Annotated in this window: 9 protein-coding genes; 7 read left to right on the top strand and 2 right to left on the bottom strand. The window is 74.6% G+C overall.

What is annotated here, in order from left to right; translation table 11 throughout:
• The first annotated feature begins 136 nt into the window (after positions 1-136).
• On the top strand, positions 137-3,487 hold the full coding sequence (locus tag ISP_RS32025) for a non-ribosomal peptide synthetase (protein WP_013228028.1): 3,351 nt from the start codon (positions 137-139) through the stop codon (positions 3,485-3,487).
• The gene (locus ISP_RS32020) at positions 3,484-6,519 is read left to right on the top strand and encodes a non-ribosomal peptide synthetase family protein (RefSeq protein WP_013228027.1); all 3,036 of its coding nucleotides are present in this window, start codon (positions 3,484-3,486) and stop codon (positions 6,517-6,519) included. Before ISP_RS32025 ends, ISP_RS32020 begins: the two co-directional genes overlap by 4 nt.
• Positions 6,520-6,574: 55 nt before the next feature.
• On the opposite strand, the gene ISP_RS32015 is transcribed toward ISP_RS32020, so the two are convergent.
• A complete protein-coding gene (locus ISP_RS32015) occupies positions 6,575-7,705 on the bottom strand; it encodes a glycine amidinotransferase (RefSeq protein WP_013228026.1) in 1,131 nt (376 codons plus the stop codon).
• Between the two features lie 106 nt (positions 7,706-7,811).
• Here ISP_RS32015 and ISP_RS32010 point away from each other — a divergent pair, with 106 nt between their 5' ends.
• The 5 genes from ISP_RS32010 to ISP_RS31990 all read left to right on the top strand — a co-directional run bounded on the left by ISP_RS32010 (position 7,812) and on the right by ISP_RS31990 (position 16,641).
• Positions 7,812-8,555, top strand: a complete 744-nt coding sequence (locus tag ISP_RS32010) for a hypothetical protein (RefSeq protein WP_013228025.1) — start codon at positions 7,812-7,814, stop codon at positions 8,553-8,555.
• Positions 8,556-8,689: 134 nt separating this feature from the next.
• Positions 8,690-9,946, top strand: a complete 1,257-nt coding sequence (locus ISP_RS32005; protein ID WP_013228024.1) for a cytochrome P450 — start codon at positions 8,690-8,692, stop codon at positions 9,944-9,946.
• Positions 9,943-15,039, top strand: a complete 5,097-nt coding sequence (locus ISP_RS32000; protein ID WP_013228023.1) for a non-ribosomal peptide synthetase — start codon at positions 9,943-9,945, stop codon at positions 15,037-15,039. Before ISP_RS32005 ends, ISP_RS32000 begins: the two co-directional genes overlap by 4 nt.
• On the top strand, positions 15,032-15,250 hold the full coding sequence (locus tag ISP_RS31995; protein WP_013228022.1) for an MbtH family protein: 219 nt from the start codon (positions 15,032-15,034) through the stop codon (positions 15,248-15,250). The genes ISP_RS32000 and ISP_RS31995 overlap by 8 nt, the downstream gene beginning before the upstream one ends.
• Positions 15,247-16,641, top strand: coding sequence for an ATP-grasp domain-containing protein (locus ISP_RS31990; RefSeq protein WP_013228021.1), 1,395 nt, complete (start codon positions 15,247-15,249; stop codon positions 16,639-16,641). Before ISP_RS31995 ends, ISP_RS31990 begins: the two co-directional genes overlap by 4 nt.
• A 4-nt stretch (positions 16,642-16,645) precedes the next feature.
• On the opposite strand, the gene ISP_RS31985 is transcribed toward ISP_RS31990, so the two are convergent.
• Complete coding sequence (locus ISP_RS31985; protein WP_013228020.1) at positions 16,646-19,735, bottom strand: non-ribosomal peptide synthetase; 3,090 nt, start codon at positions 19,733-19,735, stop codon at positions 16,646-16,648.
• Between the last annotated feature and the right edge of the window lie 31 nt (positions 19,736-19,766).

Raw genomic sequence — 19,766 nt, 5'->3', positions numbered from 1 at the left:
GGGAACTCCCTGATGCGCGGACGCGACGCCGGAGGGATCCCCGACTTTCCCCGGCCGCCGGTGGCGGGAAGCCTCGGGGGCGCACCGGGCGATCCGGGTGACCGGTGCGACGAGCCGGCCTGAGGGAGACACGGGGATGACCCACGACGCCGACCGGCTGAACCAGGCCGTCAGCGAACTGTCCGAGGAACGCCGGGCCCTGCTGCTGAGCCGGCTCGGCACCCGGCAGGCCGAGCGGGCGCGGGCCGAGGAGATCCCCCGCCGGCCACCCGGCACCGACCGGCTCCCCTGCTCCGCGGGCCAGGAGCGGCTCTACTACCTGCACCAGCTCGACCCGGATTCGGTGACCTACCTGCTGCCGATCCGCCTGCGGCTGCGGGGGACCCCCGACCCGGCGGCACTGCGGGTGGCGCTGGCCGGTCTGGTGGCGCGGCACGAGCCGTTGCGCACCGGGTTCGAGGTCGACGCCGAGCACGTCCCGAGCCAGGTCGTGCGCGCGGCCGGCGAGGTGGCGGTGCCGCTCGCCGAGGGCGCGGGCACCGCCGCCGAGGTCGACGCCCACGTGCGGCGGCTGACCGGGGAACCGTTCGACCTGGCCACGCCGCCGCTGCTGCGGGCGGGGCTGTGGCGCGTCACCGACCGGCCGGACGAGTGGGTCCTCGCGCTGTGCGTGCACCACGCCGTCATCGACGGCTGGTCGCTCGGCGTGCTGGTCGAGGAGCTCGCCGAACTGTACGACGCCGCCGTGGCGGGCCGGCCGCCCGAGTTACCGGAATTGCCCGTCCAGTACGGCGATTACACGCTCTGGCAGCGCGACCGGCGGCCCGACGCCGTCGCCCGCGACCTGGACTTCTGGCGGCAGGTACTCGACGGCGCCCCGCCGCTGGAGCTGGCCGGCGACCGGCCCCGCCCGGTCCGGCCCACCTTCGGCGGCGCTTCGGTCCCGGTGCGGATCGAGCCCGAGCTGGCCGCCGCCCTGGACGTACACGCTCGCGCGGCGGAGGCCACCCCGTTCATGGGGCTGCTCGCCGCGTTCACCGTGGTGCTGCGCCGCTGGTCCGGGCAGCCGGACCTGGTGGTGGGCACCCCGGTGGCCGGGCGGTCGCGCCCGGAGCTGGAACGGCTCGTCGGGTTCTTCGTCAACACCCTGGTGCTCCGCGTCGACCTGGCCGGCGCCCGGTCGTTCGGCGAGCTGGTGGCCCGGGTCCGCACGGCCTGCCTGGCCGCCTTCGCCCACCAGGACGTGCCGTTCGAGCAGGTCGTGCGCGAAGCCGGGGTGACCCGCCAGGGTGGGCGGCCCGACCTGCCCCGGGCGTTGTTCGCCCTGCGCAACGTCCCCCTGGGCGCGCCCCGGCTGAGCGGTCTCGAGGTGGTGAACGAGGAGCTCCCGCGGGTGGGCACCGACCTCGACGTCAGCCTCGAGCTCGCCCCGGACGGCGACGGCGGCTACGCCGGCTGGCTGGTCTACGCCACCGATCTGTTCGACGCCGGCACCGCCGAACGGATGGTGTCCGGGCTGCGGGCGGTGCTCACCGCGGTCGCCGGGGACGCCGGCCTCGCGGTCGACGCCATTCCCGTTCTCCCGCCCGCCGAGCGGGACCGGGTGCTGACGGAGTCGAGCGGCGCGGCCGTGCCCGCCGTGGCGCCCACGACGATGCACGCGCTGGTGGAGGCCCAGGCCGACCGCACGCCCGACGCCGTCGCGGTGGCCGGCGCCCGGCCGCTCACCTACCGGGAGCTGGACGACCGGGCGAACCGGCTGGCCGCCACCCTCGCCGGGCAGGGAGTCCGCCGCGAGGACCGCGTCGGCGTCCACCTGCACCGCGGTCCCGACCTGCTGGTGGCCTTGCTCGGGGTGCTCAAGTCGGGGGCGGTCTACCTGCCGCTCGACCCCGACCAGCCGGCCGAGCGGCTCGACCTGATCCTCCGCGACGCCGACCCGTCCGTCGTCGTGACTTCACCCGCCCTCGCGGGCGCGCCCGCCGTGACCGGCCGCGCCACCGTGCTCGTCACGGAGACCGCCGGGGCGAGGGCGGCCCGGCCCGGCGTGCCCGTCGACCCGGCGAACGCCGCCTGCCTGCTCTACACCTCCGGCTCCACCGGCACGCCGAAGGGCACGCTGCTGACCCACCACGGCGTGGCCAACCGGATGGGGCAGATGGTCACCGGCCACGGGTTCGGCCCCGGCGACGTGGTCCTGCAGAAGACGCCGATCGGCTCCGACCCGTCGCTGTGGGAGATGCTCGTGCCGGTGTGCGCGGGCGGCCGGGTCGTCTTCGCCGAGCCCGGCAGGCACACCGACGCCGGCCACCTGCTCGCCCTGCTGCGCGAACACCGGGTCACCGCGTGCGACTTCGTGCCGTCGATGCTGGTCACCGCGCTGGCCGAGCCCCGGTTCGCCGAGTCCGCGGCGTCGCTGCGGTTCGTCGTCTGCGGCGGCGAGGAACTGCCCGCGCCGGCCGCGGAGCGGTTCCTGGAGCTGGCTCCCGGGGCGGTGCTGACCAACTACTACGGCCCCACCGAGGTCTCCTTCGACGCCACCGCGGCGGCCGTGACCCGGCCGGTGCCGACGCCGGTCCCGATCGGCCGTCCGCTCGCCGGTGTCGAGGCGTACGTGCTCGACACCGGCGGCGAACCGACGCCGGCCGGCGTCCCGGGGGAGCTGTTCCTCGGCGGCGTGCAGCTCACGCGCGGCTACCTGAACCGGCCGGGGCACACCGCGGAAACCCTGGTGCCGCACCCGTTCCGGGCCGGCGACCGGCTGTACCGCACCGGCGACCGGGTCCGCCGTCGCCCCGGCGGCGAGCTGGACTTCCTCGGCCGGCTCGACAGCCAGGTCAAGATCCGCGGCTACCGGGTCGAGCCCGGAGAGGTCGAAAGCGCGCTGCGCACGCACCCCGACGTCGAGCACGTCGCGGTGCGGGTCTTCACCGACGAGGCCGGGCCCCGGCTGGCCGGCTACCTGACGTTACGCGCGGGGGCCACTCCGCCCGACACCGGCGCGCTGCGCCGGCACCTGGCCACCCGGCTGCCCGCGCCGATGATCCCGGCCGCGTTCGTCGTCCTGGACGAGCTGCCGCTGCTGTCCAACGGCAAGGTCGACCGGAGCCGGCTGCCCGAGCCCGGCCGCACCGACGTGGTGTCCGTGCCGCCGGAGACGTCGCTGCAGAAGGTGCTCTGCCACATCTGGGAGCAGGTGCTCGACGCGAAGGGCATCGGCGTGCACGACGACTTCTTCGTGCTGGGCGGGCACTCCCTGCTGGCCACCCAGGTCGTGTCGCAGGTGCGCGAGGTCTTCCGGATGGACTTCCCGCTGCACTTCTTCGTCGAGACGCCCACGGTGGCCGCGTTCGCCACGCTGCTGCGCGAGCGCGGGGTCGCCGCCGGGGTCGACGTCGACAAGGTGGCGGGGATCGTGCTGCGGGTCCGGGCCATGTCGGCCGACGAGGTCGGCGACCACCTCGGGTCGGAAGCGAGGCACCGATGACCGCCGTGTCCGACCACCGGGTGACCGAGGGGTCGCCGGCCATTCCCCGCTGGGCGACCGGTCTGACCGGGCTCGCCGAGCACCGGTTCCCGCTGCCGGCCGCCGTCGCGGACACCGTGTTGTTCGCCGCGCACGCGGTGGTCCTGGGCGCGCTGACCGGCGAGCCGGTGGTGACCGCCGTCCACGACGGGCGGCCGCGGGTGGTCGACCTCGGGCACCGCACCTGGCGCGAGCTGATCGCCCACGTCGCCGGCGCACCGGCGGTTGCGGCGCGCTGCGACACGGTCGTCGGGGAGGGGGAGCTCGGCGGGGACGCGATTGTCCACATCGGACTCGACGGGGACGCGCTCGTCGTGCGGTGCCGTCGGGAGTGGGTCGACGACGCCTACGCCGCCCGGATCGCGGACTACCACCGCACCGCCCTGCGCCTGGCCGCGGCCGACCCGGACGCCGAACACGCCGGACAGTGCCTGCTCGGCGCCGCCGAGCTGCGGCACCAGCTCACCGCGTTCAGCGGGGCGCCGCGCGAGCTCCCCGATCGCCGGGTGCACCAGCTCATCGCGGACACCGCGGCGGCGCGGCCCGACGACGTCGCCGTCGTCGCCGGGCTCGACCAGCTCACCTACCGCCAGCTCGACGAGCGCGCCAACCAGGTCGCGCACGCCCTGCTGGCCGACGGTCTCGCCGCGGAGGACGTCGTCGCCGTCGTCAGCGAACGCGCCATCCCGTGGCTGGTGGCGGTGCTGGGCGTGCTCAAGGCCGGCGGCTGCTACCTGCCGGTCGAACCGCACTTCCCCCTCGAGCGGATCGCCGCCATGGTCACCCGGTCGGCGTGCGGGCGGGCCCTCACCGACGAAGTCGGCGCGGCCGTGACCGACCGGCTCGGCGGGCTCGTGCCGGGGCTGCGCGCCCGTGGCGTGGACGAGATCCTGCGCGGGGGCCACCCGTCGGAGGTCCCCGGGACGCCGGTGGTGGCCGGGCAGCTCGCGTACATCTACTTCACCTCCGGGTCCACCGGCGAGCCCAAGGGCGTCATGTGCGAGCACGAAGGGATGCTCAACCACATGCTCGCCAAGATCGACGACCTGGGCGTGCGGGCGGGCACGGTGGTGGCGCAGACCGCGCCGCAGTGCTTCGACATCTCCCTGTGGCAGCTGCTCGCCCCGCTCATCACCGGCGGCACCGTCGTCATCGTGTCGCAGCAGGCGCTGCTCGACGTCGAGCAGTTCGCGGCCGAGCTGGACCGCAGCCGGGTCGAGGTCGCCCAGCTGGTTCCGTCCTATGTGGAGGTCCTGCTGGGCCACCTCGAGCGCCGGCCGCGCGCCCTGCCCGCGCTGCGGTGCGTGTCCGCGACCGGTGAGGCGCTCAAGGCCGCGCTCGTCCGCCGCTGGTTCGCCGTGCTCCCGGAAGTGCTGCTGGTCAACGCCTACGGGCTCACCGAAACCTGCGACGACACCAACCACGAGGTGCTGGACCGGGCCCAGGACGGGTCCCGCGTGCCGCTGGGCCGCGCCATCGCAGGGGTCGGCGTGCACGTCGTCGACGGCAACCTGATGCCCGTCCCGCTCGGCGCGACCGGGGAGATCGTGTTCTCCGGCCGCTGCCTGGCCCGGGGCTACGTCAACGACCCGATCCGCACCGCGCTGGCCTTCACCGCGAGCCCGCTCTTCCCCGGGCAGCGGCTCTACCGCTCCGGCGACTTCGGCCGGTGGACGCCCGACGGGCGGCTGGAGTTCTCCGGGCGGCGGGACACCCAGGTCAAGATCCGCGGGTTCCGCGTCGAGATCGGGGAGATCGAAGACCGGCTGCTGCGCCTGCCGGGGGTGCGGGAGGCGACGGTGATCGTGGCCGGGGCCGCCGAATCCGCCCGGCTGGTGGCCTGCTACTCGGCCGCGCCGTCGCTGGCGCCGGGGCCGCTGGTGGAGGCGCTGGCGCGCGTGCTGCCCGACTACATGGTGCCGCGGGACTGGTACTGGCTCGACGTGCTTCCGTTGACCGGCAACGGGAAGGTGGACCGCAAGGAGCTGGCGCGCATCACCGGTGGCCTGCACCGGGCGATGACGGAGGACGAGCGGCCCCGCCCCGGCGCCGAGCGCCGGCTCGCCGCCGCGTGGGCCACCGTGCTCGGTGTCGCCCCCGACCGCGTCGGGCGCACCGACGACTTCTTCGCCTCCGGTGGCTCGTCGCTTTCGGCACTGCAGCTGGTGATCGAGCTCGACCGGGCGGTCTCGCTCGGCGACGTCACCGCGCACCCGGTGCTCGCCGACCTCGCCGGAGTCCTCGGCACCGGCGCGACCGGGACCCGCCCGGTGCTGCACCGGCTGACTCCGCCGGGCCGCCGGACTCTGGTGTGTTTCCCTTACGCGGGCGGCAATGCGGTCACCTACGTGCCGCTGGCCGGCGAGCTCGCCGCCGAAGGCTGGGCCGTGTACGGCGTGGAGCCGCCCGGCCGGGACGGCAACGAGGCCCCGGTTTCGGTGCCGGAGCTGGCCGAGCTGGTCGCCGGTGAGCTCGCCGCGCTCGACGCGGGACCGCTGACGCTGTGGGGGCACTCGACGGGCGTGGCCGCCGCGCTGGCCACCGCACGGCTGCTGCGTTCACGCGGTCACGACGTGCGCCGGGTCCTCCTCGGCGCCCAGCTCCCCGGGGACAGCGGCGCCCGCCGGGCCCAGGCCGCCGAGGTGACGGCCCTGCCGGACGAGGCGGTGGTGACCGCGCTGGTCGAAAGCGGCCGGCCGGAGCTGGCCGAGGTCGGCGACGCGCACCGGAGGCTCCTCGCGGACGCGTACCGGCACGACGTGGCGGCCGCCTGCGGGTACCTCGCGGAGGCCCTCGACGCGGGCGACCGGCTCGACGTGCCGGTGACCGTGGTGCTCGCGGCCGACGACGTCCCGGACGACCTGCCGGGTGATCCGTGGGACTGGAGCCGGCTGGCCGGTGACGTGCGGGTGGTGGAGCTGCCCGACGGCGGCCACTACTTCGCCGCGTCGCGGCCGGCGAGCGTGGCGCGGGTCATCGCCGGAACGGACTGAGGCGGGGGACTTCCGTGTCCGGCGGGCGGGCCGGGCACCGGAAGTCCACCCGGCTTCACACGTTCTGGTCGGGGAAGTAGTCCTCGCACACACCGTCGCGGCGGACGTCCCAGGTGGCGCAGTGCAGGGAGCCGCCGTACTCGTACACGTGCCGGAACGGCAGCGGGAACACCTCGAAGCCCAGGCTGCACAGCAGGTCCTGCAACGGCTTTTCCTGCTCCTCGACGATGATCTTCGACGGGGAGATGCTCAGCACGTTGATCGACACCCACTTGGACGACTGGCAGTAGCGGGGCATCTCGTCGTTGCCGGTGAGCGGCTGGGGCGCGGTCACGAACTCCCAGTCGTTGGCCAGGAACAGCTTCTCCTCGCCGCTGTTGATCGGCCGCTCCGGGTTGGTGAGCACCAGGCCCGCGCGCAGCGGGATGAACGTGGCGTCGATGTGCGAGGGGAAGTAGTCCAGCGGGAAGTGCACCGGGTGCACGCGGAAGCCCTTCGGCTCCAGGTGCCGGGTGATCCACCGGATGCCCGCGCGGTTGGTGGTCATCGACTCCTGGACGAAGATGTCCTTGCCCATCCGCGCCATGTCCGCGGCGTCGAAGACGACCTCGTCCTGCGTCACGCAGAACTCGAAGTTGTGCATTTCCTCGTGCCGCTTCGACAGCGGCCACGTCCAGAAGTCCTGGCGGTACATGTCGTCGGCCATGGACGGCTTCGGCGCCACCGACCAGGTCATGAGCGGGTCTTCGTCCCAGTACTTGTAGACCAGGCTCCGGTAGGCCTCGTACTCGAAGTACCGCGACCGCCGCGACATCGTCGCCTCGAGGATCTCGTTGCCCAGGGTGATCATCACGTCCCGGGGGCAGACCGCGCAGTACTGGTTCTCCACCTCGAACGTGGGCGTCTTCAGCGGTACCGAGTAGTCCCGCGGCGCCGGCCGGCGGACCGTGACACCCTGCGACTCGAGCAGTGACACGAGCCCGGTGAGTTCCTCTTCGGCCTTTTCGTTCAGCTCCCGGGGCTTCGGGCCGGTGGGGAAGGGGCGCGGCTCGGACAGCCCCCGCTCCTGGGGCCGGTGCCCCGGCTCGGTCGGCTCGAAGCAGGCGTTCTCCGCGGTGCCCACGACGACCTCCTGGAGAGTGTCCCACTCGTTCCAGGAGTTGACGATTCTGGTGTCAGTCCGCATCGGCTCGTCACATCTCTCTGTAGGACGGTTGCTCATCCCATTCCACCGGTCCGCCCGCGGCGGCCACAGTCCGGAGAACCCCGCATCGGCGGCTCGTGTGCGGGGAATGTCGGACTTCGCCGCGCCCGCCGCGCCGGGCACAGTGGACGGTGTGCCGCTCACCATCGAAGCCCGCTTCAACGGCCCGGACGACAGCGCCAACGGCGGCTACGCGTGCGGGCTGTTCGCCGGGGTGTGTCCGGAGCCGGTGGCGGTGACGCTGCACGCCCCGCCCCGGCTCGAGGTGCCGCTGCGCGCCGAAGTCGGTGCCCGGCGGGCCCATCTCTGGGACGGCGACGACCTCGTCGCCACCGCCGCGCCCACCCGCCACCGGGTCGTGCCACCGGCGCCGGTGCCTTTTGCGGCGGCCCGGGCGGCCGTGGCGCACTACCGCGGCCGCCGGGGACACCCGTACCCGCACTGCTTCGCCTGCGGGCCCGGCCGGGCACCCGGCGACGGCCTGCGGCTGGCGCCCGGGCCGGTGCCGGACCGGACGGGCACGGTCGCCTGCCCGTGGGTCCCGGACGCGGGGCTGCTCGCCGCGGACGGCCGGGTGCGCGCGGAGTTCGTCTGGGCGGCGCTGGACTGCCCGTCGGGCTGGACGGCGGATCTCGTCGCGGCGCCGAAGGTGCTCGGCTGGATGCGCGCCGAGCTGACCCGGCGCCCGCTCGCCGGGGAGCCGTGCGTGGTGGTGGCCACGCTGGGCAGCCTGGACAGTGCGGGCCTCGCGGCCAGCTCGGCGCTTTACGACGACGCGGGCTTGCTGCTCGCGGCGGCGACCACTCGCTGGTATGCCCCGTCGGCCGGGTGAATCCGGCCGGCGGTCCCCTACACCGGCGAGGCGCGTCCGGGGTTCTCCGGACTCATCCCGATCAGGGGGAGCGCGGTTCGATGGTCCCGGCGGCACCGCGACTGCGTGCTGTCGACGAACGGAGAGAGCGCGACATGCGGATTCCGACTTCGATCGACGCGATCGGGGACAACACCATCGACCTCGACGCCGTCGACCTCGTGGACCCTCGGACGTACTCCGAGGGCGACCCGCACCCGATCTGGGCCGAGATGCGCCGGCGTGAGCCGGTGCGCTGGCACCCCGTCGGCAGCGACCTCGGGTTCTGGTCGGTGACCACCTACGAACACGGCTCCTGGGTGCTGCGGGACCACGAGACCTTCACCTCCCAGCGCGGCACCCTGCTCAACCTGCTGGGCAAGGACGACCCGGCGGGCGGGCAGCAGATGGCCGCCACCGACCCGCCGCGGCACACCCGGATGCGCGAGCCGTTGCAGCGGGCGCTGACGATCAAGTCGGTCGAGCGCTCCGGCGACCAGATCCGCGCCCAGGTGCGCCGGCTGCTCGACCCGGCCAAGTCCGGCGAGCCCTTCGACCTCGCCCAGGCGGTCACCCGGCTGCCGATGGCGGTCACCGGGATGCTCATGGGCCTGCCGGAGGAGGACTGGCCGAGGCTGACCCAGCTGACCCTGATGTCGATCGCGCCGGACGACCCCGAGTTCAACGAGGGCGCCGACACCCAGGCCGCGCTGCAGCGCGCGCACCGGGAACTGTTCGCCTACTTCGCCGAGATCGTGCGGGCGCGGCAGAAGAACCCCGGCGGCGACGACCTGATCAGCCTGCTGCTGACCATCGACGTCGAAGGCCGCACGATGGGCCTCGGCGAGGTGCTGGCCAACTGCTACAGCCTGCTGCTCGGCGCGAACGTCACCACCCCGTACGTGCCGACGGCCGCGCTGGACGCCGTCATCGGCACCCCGATGCTGCACGAGGTCCTGGAGAGCGCGAACACCGGCACCATCCTGACCACCGTGGAGGAGGCGCTGCGCTGGGCCTCGCCGGCCAACCACTTCATGCGGCACGCGGTGCGCGACGTCGACCTCGGCGGCCGGAAGGTGCGCTCCGGCGACGCGGTCGTCGTGTGGCTCGGGTCGGCGAACCGGGACGAGACCGCGTTCGATGACCCGTTCACGTTCAACCCGAAGCGCAAGCCCAACCGGCACATCGCCTTCGGCGTCGGCGGGCACTACTGCGTCGGGCACACCGTCGCCCGGGTGACGCTGCGCGCGCTGTTCGACGAGATCGTCAGCACCTTCGCCGACCTCGACCGCGCGGGGGAGGTCGAGCACCTGTCGTCGAACTTCGTCGCGGGCATCAAGCACATGCCGGTGATCGCGAAGGTGCGCGGATGAACCGAGGGACCCTCGTCGACCTCCTGCGTCGCCGGGCCGAGGACACCCCGGACCGGACGGCGTTCGAGTTCCCCGGCGACGGCGACCGGCTGGTCGTGGACTACCGCGACCTCGACCGGCGGGCCCGGGGCGTGGCCGCGGTGTTGCACGACCGCGGGCTGGCCGGCGAACGCGCGGTGCTGCTCTACCCGCCGGGGATCGACTACGTCGCCGGGTTCTTCGGCTGCCTCTACGCCGGTGTCGTCGCGGTTCCGGTGTACCTGCCGACCGGCGCGCGCGGGGCGGCGCGGATGCTCGACGTGGCCGCCGACGCCGGGGCGCGCGTCCTGCTGTCGACGGCGGCCACGCGGGACGCGCTGGCGCCGTCCATGTCCACAATGGAGGGTCCGGACTGGCTGCTGGCGGACGACATCGGGGACGCACCCGGCTTCGACGGGCCGGGCCCCGGTCCGGACGACCTGGCTTTCCTGCAGTACACCTCCGGCTCCACGGGGACGCCGAAGGGCGTGCGGGTGCGGCACGCGAACCTGATGGCCAACCTGAGCGAGATCGGCCGGCTGCTCGGTGCCGGCGCCGGCAGCCACGCGGTCAGCTGGCTGCCGCCGTACCACGACATGGGGCTCATCGGCGGCATCCTGCAACCGGTCCACGGCGGCTTCCCGTGCACGCTGCTCTCGCCGGCCGCGTTCCTGCGCGCGCCGGTGCGCTGGCTGGCCGAGATCAGCCGGAGCCGCGCGACCTTCACCGCCGCACCGGACTTCGGCTACCGCGAGTGCGTCCGCCGGATCTCCGAAACCGACCGCGCGGGGCTGGACCTGTCGTCGTTGCGGCACGCCCTGGTGGGGGCGGAGCCGGTCCGCCGCGCCACGCTCGACGAGTTCACCCGCGCCTTCGCCGGCGCCGGGTTCCGGCGATCGGCCTTCCACCCCTGCTACGGCCTCGCCGAGGCGACGCTGCTGGTGACGGGTGGCTCCCGGCCGGACGGACCCGCCGTGGTCGAGGTGGGCCGGGCGGAACTGGCCGAGGGCACGGTGCTGCTCGATCCGCCGGCCGGGCACCCGGCGGTGACCCTGACGGGCTGCGGCTGGGCGACCGGCGAGGACCTGGTCGTGGTCGACGCCGAACCCGGTGGTGTCGGGGAGATCTGCGTCAGCGGGCCGAGCGTCACCGACGGCTACCACGGCCGGCCGGCCGAGACGGCCGCGCGGTTCGGCGCCGAGCTGCCCGGCCACCCGGCGCGGCGGTTCCTGCGCACCGGGGACCTCGGGTTCTCCTTGGCCGGGCAGTTGTACGTGACGGGCCGCGTCACGGATTTGATGGTGCTGCGCGGCCGCAACCACTACCCGGAGGACATCGAGCAGACGGCCGAGCGGGCCCACCCGGCATTGCGGCCGGGCCGGACGGTGGCCTTCTCGGTGGACGACGGCGACGACGAGCACCTGGTGCTGGTGCACGAGGTGGCGGCGGGCACGACGCCGGAGACGGCGGACGCGGTGCGGGCGGCGGTCCGGGCGGCGATCGTCACCGAGCACGGCGTGACGCCGAGGGAAGTGGCGCTGGTGCGCCAGGGCGCGATCGCCCGCACGACCAGCGGCAAGGTCCGGCGGGCCGCGACCAAGGCGAATTGGTTGGAAGGCGCGCTGACCCCGGTTGCGGGCGCCCGCGAGGCTTCGGTCCCCGGGGCGGATGTTCGCCACGCCACAGCCACCGCCGCCACCGTCGCCACTGCTGCCGAGTCGGATGATCGGCTGGCGTCGATCGTGGCCGGTGTGCTCGACCTCGACCCCGTCCCCGCTGCTGAGCCGCTCGTGGGCCTCGGCCTGGACTCGCTGCGCGCGGTCCGGCTCGCCGAAGCCGTCGCCGAGGCCTTCGGTGCCGAAATCCCCACCCCGCGCCTGCTCGACGGGCTCACCCTCACCGGACTGCGGGCCCTGCTCGCCGAACCGCCCCGAGTTCGTCCGGCCACAGTGGACATTTCGCCGTCGCGGGCGCAGGAAGCCATGTGGCTGCTGGATTCGATGGGCGCGGGTGCCGCGTACCACGTGCACGGCGGGGTCCGGCTGACCGGACCCCTCGACCCCGACCGGCTCGCCCGGTGCCTCGACGGCCTCCTCGCTCGCCACCCCTCGCTGCGCACCACCTTCGCGCCCGACGCGGACGGCACCCTCGTCACCACCGTGCGCCCGCCGGGCCCGCTGCCGCTGCGCCGGCTCACCGAGGCCGACGACGCAGAACGCGCGCTGCACGACCTCGCCACCGCCCCGTTCGACCTGGCCGCGGGGCCGCTCGTGCGGGCGGTGCTCATCCGCCGTCGCGAGGACTGGTACCTCGGGATCGCCGCGCACCACGTCGTCGTCGACGGGTGGTCTCTCGGCGTCCTTCTCCGCGAGCTCGGCGAGGCCTACCGCGGCACCCCACTTCCCGCCGTCCGGCCGGTCCCGCCGCGGCACTGGGACGGCTCCGACGCCGCGTTCTGGCGGGCCACCCTCGACGGCGCGCGCCCGCTCGACCTGCCGCTCGACGCCCCGGCCCGGCCGGCCTGGCGCGGGGGCACGGTCGACCTGGGCCTGGATGCCGCCGCCACCGCCCGCCTGACCGAGTACGGCGCCGCGCGGCAGGCGACGCCGTTCATGGTGCTGCTGACCGCTCTGGGCGTCGTCGCGGCGCGGTGGTCGGGGCAGGACGACTTCGTGCTCGGCGCCGCGGCCGCCAACCGGGACCACACCAACGCCGATGCCGTCGGGCTGTTCGTCAACGTCCTGCCGCTGCGGCTCGACACCGCCGGCGCCCCGGCGTTCGACGACCTGCTCGGCCGGGTGCGGGCCCGCGGCCTCGCCGCGCAGCGGCACCAGGCGGTGCCGCTCGACGAGATCGTCCGGCTTCTCGACCCCGACCGGTCCGACGGGCGCGCCCCGCTCGTGCGGGCGGTCCTGGCGCTGCAGAACGTGCCGCTGCAGCCGTGGCAGGTCGGTGACGTGCGCGCGGAGGCGTTCGAATTGCCCGCCCCCGGTGCCCAGTTCGAACTCTCCGTCCACCTCACCCAGCAGGCCGACGGCGGTCTCGCCGGGCACCTCACCCACGCCGACCTGTTCTCCGGTCCTGCCGCCCGCCGCTTCGCCGACGCGTTCACCCACGTGCTGCGCACCGTCGCCGACCTGGACGGCGTCCCGGTCGACGACGTCCCGCTGCTCGACGAGAGCGAACGCGCCCGCATCACCGGTCACCTCAGCGGCGCCCGGACCGCGCCCGCGGCACCAGGGCTGCTGCACGAACTGTTCGAACGGCAGGCCGACGCCGATCCGCACGCGCCGGCGGTCGTCGGCGACCGGGCGCTCGGCTACGGGGAGCTGGACGCCGAGGCCAACCGCCTCGCCTGGCTGCTGCGAGAGCGCGGCGTCGGTCCGGAAAGGACAGTCGCGGTGTGCCTGCCGCGCTCGGCCGACCTGGTCGTCGCGCTGCTCGCCGTGCTCAAGGCGGGTGGCTGCTACGTGCCGCTCGACCCCGCCAACCCCACCGCGCGGCTGGCCGGGCAGCTGCGTGACGTCCGCCCGGTCGTGGTGCTGACCGACCGCGAGCTCCCTGGCCACATCACGGTCGGCGTCGGCGACGCGGCCGCGTACCCGGCGCACCGGCCGGAGCCGGCGGCCGTCCCGGGCAACCTCGTGTACGCGATCCACACCTCCGGCACGACCGGCAGGCCCAAAGCCGTGATGAACGAGCACGCCGGGCTGGTCAACCGGATCCGCTGGATGCAGGCCGAGTACGGGCTCACCGCCGGGGAACGGGTGCTGCACAAGACGCCCATCGGGTTCGACGTGGCCGGCTGGGAGCTGTTCTGGCCGCTGTCGGCGGGCGCGACCGTCGTGCTCGCCCGCCCCGACGGCCACCGCGACGCCGCCTACCTGGCCGCCTTGATCCGCGAGAGCGGCGTGAGCACCTGCCACTTCGTGCCGTCGATGCTGCGGGCGTTCGTCGAGGAGCCCGCGGTCGCCGGGTGCGCGGCCACCCTGCGCCGGGTCGTGTGCAGCGGGGAGGAGCTGCCGCCGTCGACCGTCACCCGGCTGCGTGCGCTGCTGCCGGACGTGGCCGTGCATAACCTGTACGGGCCGACGGAAGCGGCCATCGACGTCACCGCCGTCGAGATCACCCCCGGCCACGAGACGCGGCCCCGGCTGCCGATCGGCCACCCGATCACCGGCGCCCGGTTGTACGTGCTCGACCCGCGCGGCGCCCCGGTGCCGGTCGGGGTGCCGGGGGAGCTCTTCATCGGCGGCGTGCAGGTGGCCCGCGGCTACCTCGGCCGCCCGGCGCTCACCGCCGAGCGGTTCGTCCCCGACCCGTTCGAACCCGGCGGCCGGCTCTACCGCACCGGGGACCGGGCCCGCTGGACCACCGGCGGCGCACTGGAGTTCCTCGGCCGGCTCGACCAGCAGGTCAAGATCCGCGGCGTCCGGATCGAGCCGGCCGAGGTGGAGGCCGCGCTCGCCGGGTACCCCGGGGTCACCGCCGCCGCGGTCGACGCGCGGCCCGGCCCGGACGGCGAACCGCGGCTGGTGGCCTACCTCGTCGGCGTCGACGACGCTCCCGACAGTGCCGTGCGGGCGTTCCTCGGCGAGCTGCTGCCGCCCGCGGCGGTGCCGTCGGCGTTCGTCCGGCTGCCCGCGCTGCCGACCGGGCGCACCGGCAAGCTCGACCGGTCCGCCCTGCCCGAGCCCGCCGTCGTCCAGGCCACCGGCACCGCGCCGCGGGACCCCGTCGAGCAGGTGCTCGCGGGCATCTGGGCCGAGGTGCTCGGCTTGCCGAGCGTGTCGGTGACCAGCGGGTTCTTCGAACTGGGCGGGCACTCGCTGCTCGCGACCCGGATCGTGGCCCGGGTGCGCCGCGAGTTCGGCGTCGAGCTGTCCGCCGCGGACCTGCTCGGCGGCGGATCCACCGTCGCCGACCTGGCCGCGGTGGTGCGGGCCGCCCAGCTCGAGCAGGCCGACCCGGACGAACTGCGCCGGGCACTGGAAGAACTGGCCGACCTGACCGACGACGAGGTCGCCGCGCTGCTCGCGGACGACCGGACCACACCGAGGAGGACCGATGGCTGAGGCAGCCGCGACGGAGACCGGTGAGCAGACCTTCGTGGTCGTGCTCAACGACGAGCTGCAGTACTCGATCTGGCGGGCGGACGCCGACGTGCCGGCCGGGTGGCGGGCCGAGGGCACCTCGGGCACCAAGGAGGAGTGCCTCGCCCACATCGACCGGGTGTGGACCGACATGCGGCCGCTGAGCCTGCGGCAGCGGATGGACGCGTCATGACCGGCACGCCGAAGGAGCGCCTCACCCGCGTCATCGACGACATGCGTGCCCGCTGGAGCGGCCGCGACGTCGTGCTGGCCGTGAACCACTTCAACGGTGGCATGAAGGCGCTCGCCGAAGAGCTGCGCCTTTCCGGCGCCCGCCTGAAGGCCGTCCTCATCAACACCGTGCCGCGCGCGGACGACCCGCCCGCCGAGCACGTGTGGAGCTGCGCCGAGCACGGCCTGACGATGTCGCACCGGCAGTACGAGGCCTGGCTCGCGAGCAAGCCGCCCGAGATCGTCGACTGGCTCGACGGCCTCGACCCCGCACGGCAGTGGGAGGTGCTCGGCACCACCTACGGCGAGTTCGCCGAGCTGGGCGGGCGTCCGGCCTACGGGCACTGGCGGCCGGAATGGGCGGGCTGGGAGGACAAGACCCGCATCGACGAGCTGTGGCGGCGGGTCGGCATTCCCGCGCCGCCGCACGCGATCGTCGAGGTCGACGACCCGGGCCTGGCCGCCACCGCGGTGTCCCTGGACCGCGGCCACGGCGTGATGATCGCCATCGACACCAGCCTGGACGTCCTGGGCAGCTCACAGGGGCTGCGCTGGGTCCGCTCCCGCGCCGAACTGGACCGCGCGGTCGAAGCCTTGCGCGTGCGCACGAAGCGGGTCCGGCTCGCCACCTTCGTCCCCGGCGTCCCGTGCAGCCTGATGGGCATGGTCTTCGACGACGGCGTGGCCGTCTTCGACCCGATCGAGGTCATCACCCTCCACCGGCCGAGCACCGGGCAGCTGGTGTACGGCGGCTGCTCGACGGCCTGGCGCCCGGCGACCGCCCGCACGGAGACGTTGCGCGGCTACGCCCGCCGCGTCGGGGAAGAACTGTCGGCGTCGCTGGGGTACACCGGCGTGTTCAGCGTCGACGGCCTGTCCGGCGAGGACGGGTTCGTGGCCACCGAGCTCAACCCGCGGCACGTCTCGGGCATCGGTGTCCGGCCCGGCTGGCCGGAGTTCCCGACCCGGCTGCTCAACCGGGCCGTCCAGGACCACCGCCCGGAGGCCGCCGGGGCGCGGTGGCAGGACGTGGAGGCGGCCTACCGGCAGGTCGTCCGCGACACGCCGTCGGCGTCGCTGTGGATCGAGGTGCCGGGAACGGATCTCACGCCGGCGGGCGGGGTGTCGACCACGAGGGTGGCGGTGCCGGTGGGCGGCTCGTCGGTGGAGTGCGTGGTCGAGTACCGGCCGCAGTGCGGCGGAGTGTGGATCCTCGGGGCGTCCGGAGTGGCCGCGCCGGTGCCGCACGACGGGGCACTGGGCCCGGTGACGGCGGCCCTGGCGGAGCAGTTCGGGGTGCCGGACCTGCGGTCGTTCGGCGAGATCACGGCCCGGTCGACCTTGGCGGGGTGACGCCTCAGGTACCTACCGGCTTCTCCCCGTCTTCGGCGACCGCGGTCAGGTGTGCGGTCAGCGCGTCCGCCAGGCGGCGGACCCGGGTCTCCGGGATGAGGTGGGGCCGGTAGGTGAAGGCGATCCGCAGCGTTTCCCCCGGGGTGACCAGCAGGCTCAGCGCGTAGTGCGTGTCGTCGCTGTGCCGCACGTCGGCGATCCGCGGGTCGTCGAGCAGCAGGTCGGGGTTCTCGAACACCAGCAGCGTGTCGAACTCCGCGTCCCAGGACGCCAGGCGCCGGATCGTGCCGAGGCCGAGGTGCTCGTGCGGGGCCAGGGCGAGCTGCTCGGCCCGCACCCGCCGCAGGAACGCCCGCGCCGGTTCGCCCGGAGCCACCTTCACCACCACGGGCACGGTGTTGACCAGCATCGCGACCAGGTTCTCCACCTCGGGCACGTCGGCCATCCGCCCGGACACCGTCGTCCCGAACACCGCCGGCCGCCCGCCGGTCTCGGCGGCCAGGACGACGCCCCAGAGCGCCACCACGATCGTGTTCAACGTCAGCCGATCGGTCCTCGCCAGCTCCACCAGGCGGCCCGTCACCGGGGCGGGCAGGTCGAAGACGTGGTGCGCCGACTCGGACGAGCCGGTCGAGGGCGCGGCGAGCACGGTCGGGGTGATGCCGTCCAATGTGGACTGCCAGGCCGCGGCCGCCGCCTCCCGGTCCCTGGCGCGCAGGACGCGGAACCAGTCACGCAGGGGTGGCGCCGGAGTCTCCTGGGGCGTCAGGAGTTCGCGCACCAGGAGCGTCACCGACCAGCCGTCGAGCAGGAGGTGGTGGTAGTCGAGGAGGAGGTGGGCGGCCCCACCCGGGAGGTGGACGAGGTGCAGGCGCAGGAGCGGGGGCGTGCGCACGTCGAACGGGGTGGCCTGGCTCCGGGCGGCCAGGACGTCCGCCCGGGCCCGCGCTTCGGCCGGGTCGAGCGCGCTCAGGTCGGTCTCCCGCCACGGCGCCTCGAGTTCGCCCACGATGATCTGCAAGGGTTCCGGGAGGCCGGCGACTTCGAACGCCGCCCGCAGCGGAGCGTGCCGACGCAGCACCGAAGTGGCCGCGGTACGCAGCGCCCGCGCGTCCACCGGGCCGGTCAGCTCGAGCCGCAGCTGCTCGGTGTAGCTGTCGGTTTCCTGCAGGCGGTGGAACAGGAACCCCTGCTGCACCGGGGTCACCGGCAGGATCTCCGTCAGGTCCGGGTGGACCGCCCGCAGCCGGTTGAGCTGGTGGTGGTGCAGGGCCACCAGCGGCCGCACCGGGATCGCCGGGGCCGCCGCGCCCGCCGCGGCGGCGGCGAGCTTGCGCGGGGTGCCCAGCTCGAACACCTGCCGGGTGTCGAGCGCCAGCCCGGCGCGCCGGGCCAGGACCACCAGCCGCACCGCGCCGAGGCTGTCACCGCCGAGGGCGAGGAAGTCGTCGTCCACCCCGGCGGGGACGCCGAGCGCCGCGGCGAAGGCGTCCACCAGCGTCTGCTGCTCCGGGGTCTCCGCTTCGGCGCGCCCGGTCGCGAATGCGGGTGACGGCAATGCTTTCAGGTCCACCTTGCCGTTCGGGGCGACCGGCAGTTCCGGCAGCGCCAGCACCGCGGCGGGCACCATGTGCGCGGGCAGCGTCCGCGCCAGCTCGCCTCGGATCGCCACGACGTCGAGGTCCGCGCCGACCACGTAGGCCACGAGCTGCTTGCCGCCGCTGGCCGCCGGCCGGGGCAGCACCAGGGCCTGCCGCACGCCCGGCAGCGTCCGCAGCCGGGTCGCGATCTCGCCCAGCTCCACCCGGAACCCGTTGATCTTGACCTGGTTGTCCTGGCGCCCCAGGCATTCCAGCTCACCGTCGGCGTTCCACCGCGCCAGGTCGCCGGTGCGGTACATCCGCTGCCCCGGCGCGCCGAACGGGTCGGGCAGGTAGCGTTCCGCGGTCAGCCCGGGCCGTCCCAGGTAGCCGCGGGCCAGGCCCGCGCCCGCGACGTAGAGGTCGCCCGGCTCGCCGTCCGGCACCGGCCGCAGGTCGTCGTCCAGCACGTGGACCCGGACGTTCCACAGTGGAGTGCCGATGGTCGGCACCTCGGTCCGGCCGGAGGACCACGCGGTCGCGTCCTGCATTTCGGTGGCGCCGTAGTGGTTGTGGACCCGCAGCCCGGGGTGGGTGCGGAGGAAGCCGCGCAGCGTCTCGCCGAGGACCAGGGGTTCGCCGGACTGGATGATGTCGCGCAGGTCGGCCAGTGCGACCCCGGCCACGCCCGCCGCCTCGCAGAGGGACTCGATGAGCACGTTCGGCAGGAACACCTGGTGCACCCGGTGCCGGTCGAGCCAGCGGGCCAGCCGGATCGGGTCGGTGCGGACGTCCTCGGCCGGCACGACCAGGCACTTGGCGTGCACCAGGGCGGAGAGGATCTCGTGCATGGCGAAGTCGAACCCGATGGCGGACAGGTTGGCCGTGCGCGTGCCCGGCCCGACGGCGAACCGGCCGGCGTGCCAGGCCAGCAGGTTGACCAGGCTCGCGGCGGGCATCGCGACGCCCTTGGGGACGCCGGTCGAGCCGGAGGTGTAGATCAGGTACAGCGGGTGCGCCGGGTCCAGCGGGGCGATCCGGTCGGCGTCGGCCGGGTCGGTGTCCGGGAAGTCCCCGAGCGCGAGGCTGTCCCACTCGAGCGCCGGGGCGGAGCCGAAGCCGACGCCGGCCGCGGTGAGCACGGTGACCGGGTCGGCGTCGGCGACCATCGCGGCCAGGCGTTCCGCCGGGTAGTCCGGGTTCAGCGGCAGGTAGACCGCGCCCGCCTTCAGCACCGCCACGAGCGCGACGACCGCGTCCGGTGACCGGGGCAGCGCCACCCCCACGACCCGCTCCGGCCCGGCGCCCAGGCCGATCAGCAGGTGCGCGAGCCGGTTCGCCTTCGCGTTCAGCTCCGCGAAGGTGAGGACGCCCGTCTCGTCGCTGAGCAGGGCGGGAGCCGTCGGGTGCGCCCGCACGGCGGCTTCGAAGAGTTGCGGCAGGGTCGCCTCGGGAACGGACCGGACCTCGCCGGCGGCCGGCGGGGACGACACCGGCTTGAAAGTCACAGTCATGCGGACGCGGCTCCAACCATCGCGGCGTTTT

The organism is Amycolatopsis mediterranei (assembly GCF_026017845.1).
GTDB classification, from domain to species: Bacteria; Actinomycetota; Actinomycetes; order Mycobacteriales; family Pseudonocardiaceae; genus Amycolatopsis; species Amycolatopsis mediterranei.
The sequence above is the reverse complement of the archived record's forward strand: the minus strand, read 5'-3'. Positions and strand labels throughout refer to the sequence as shown.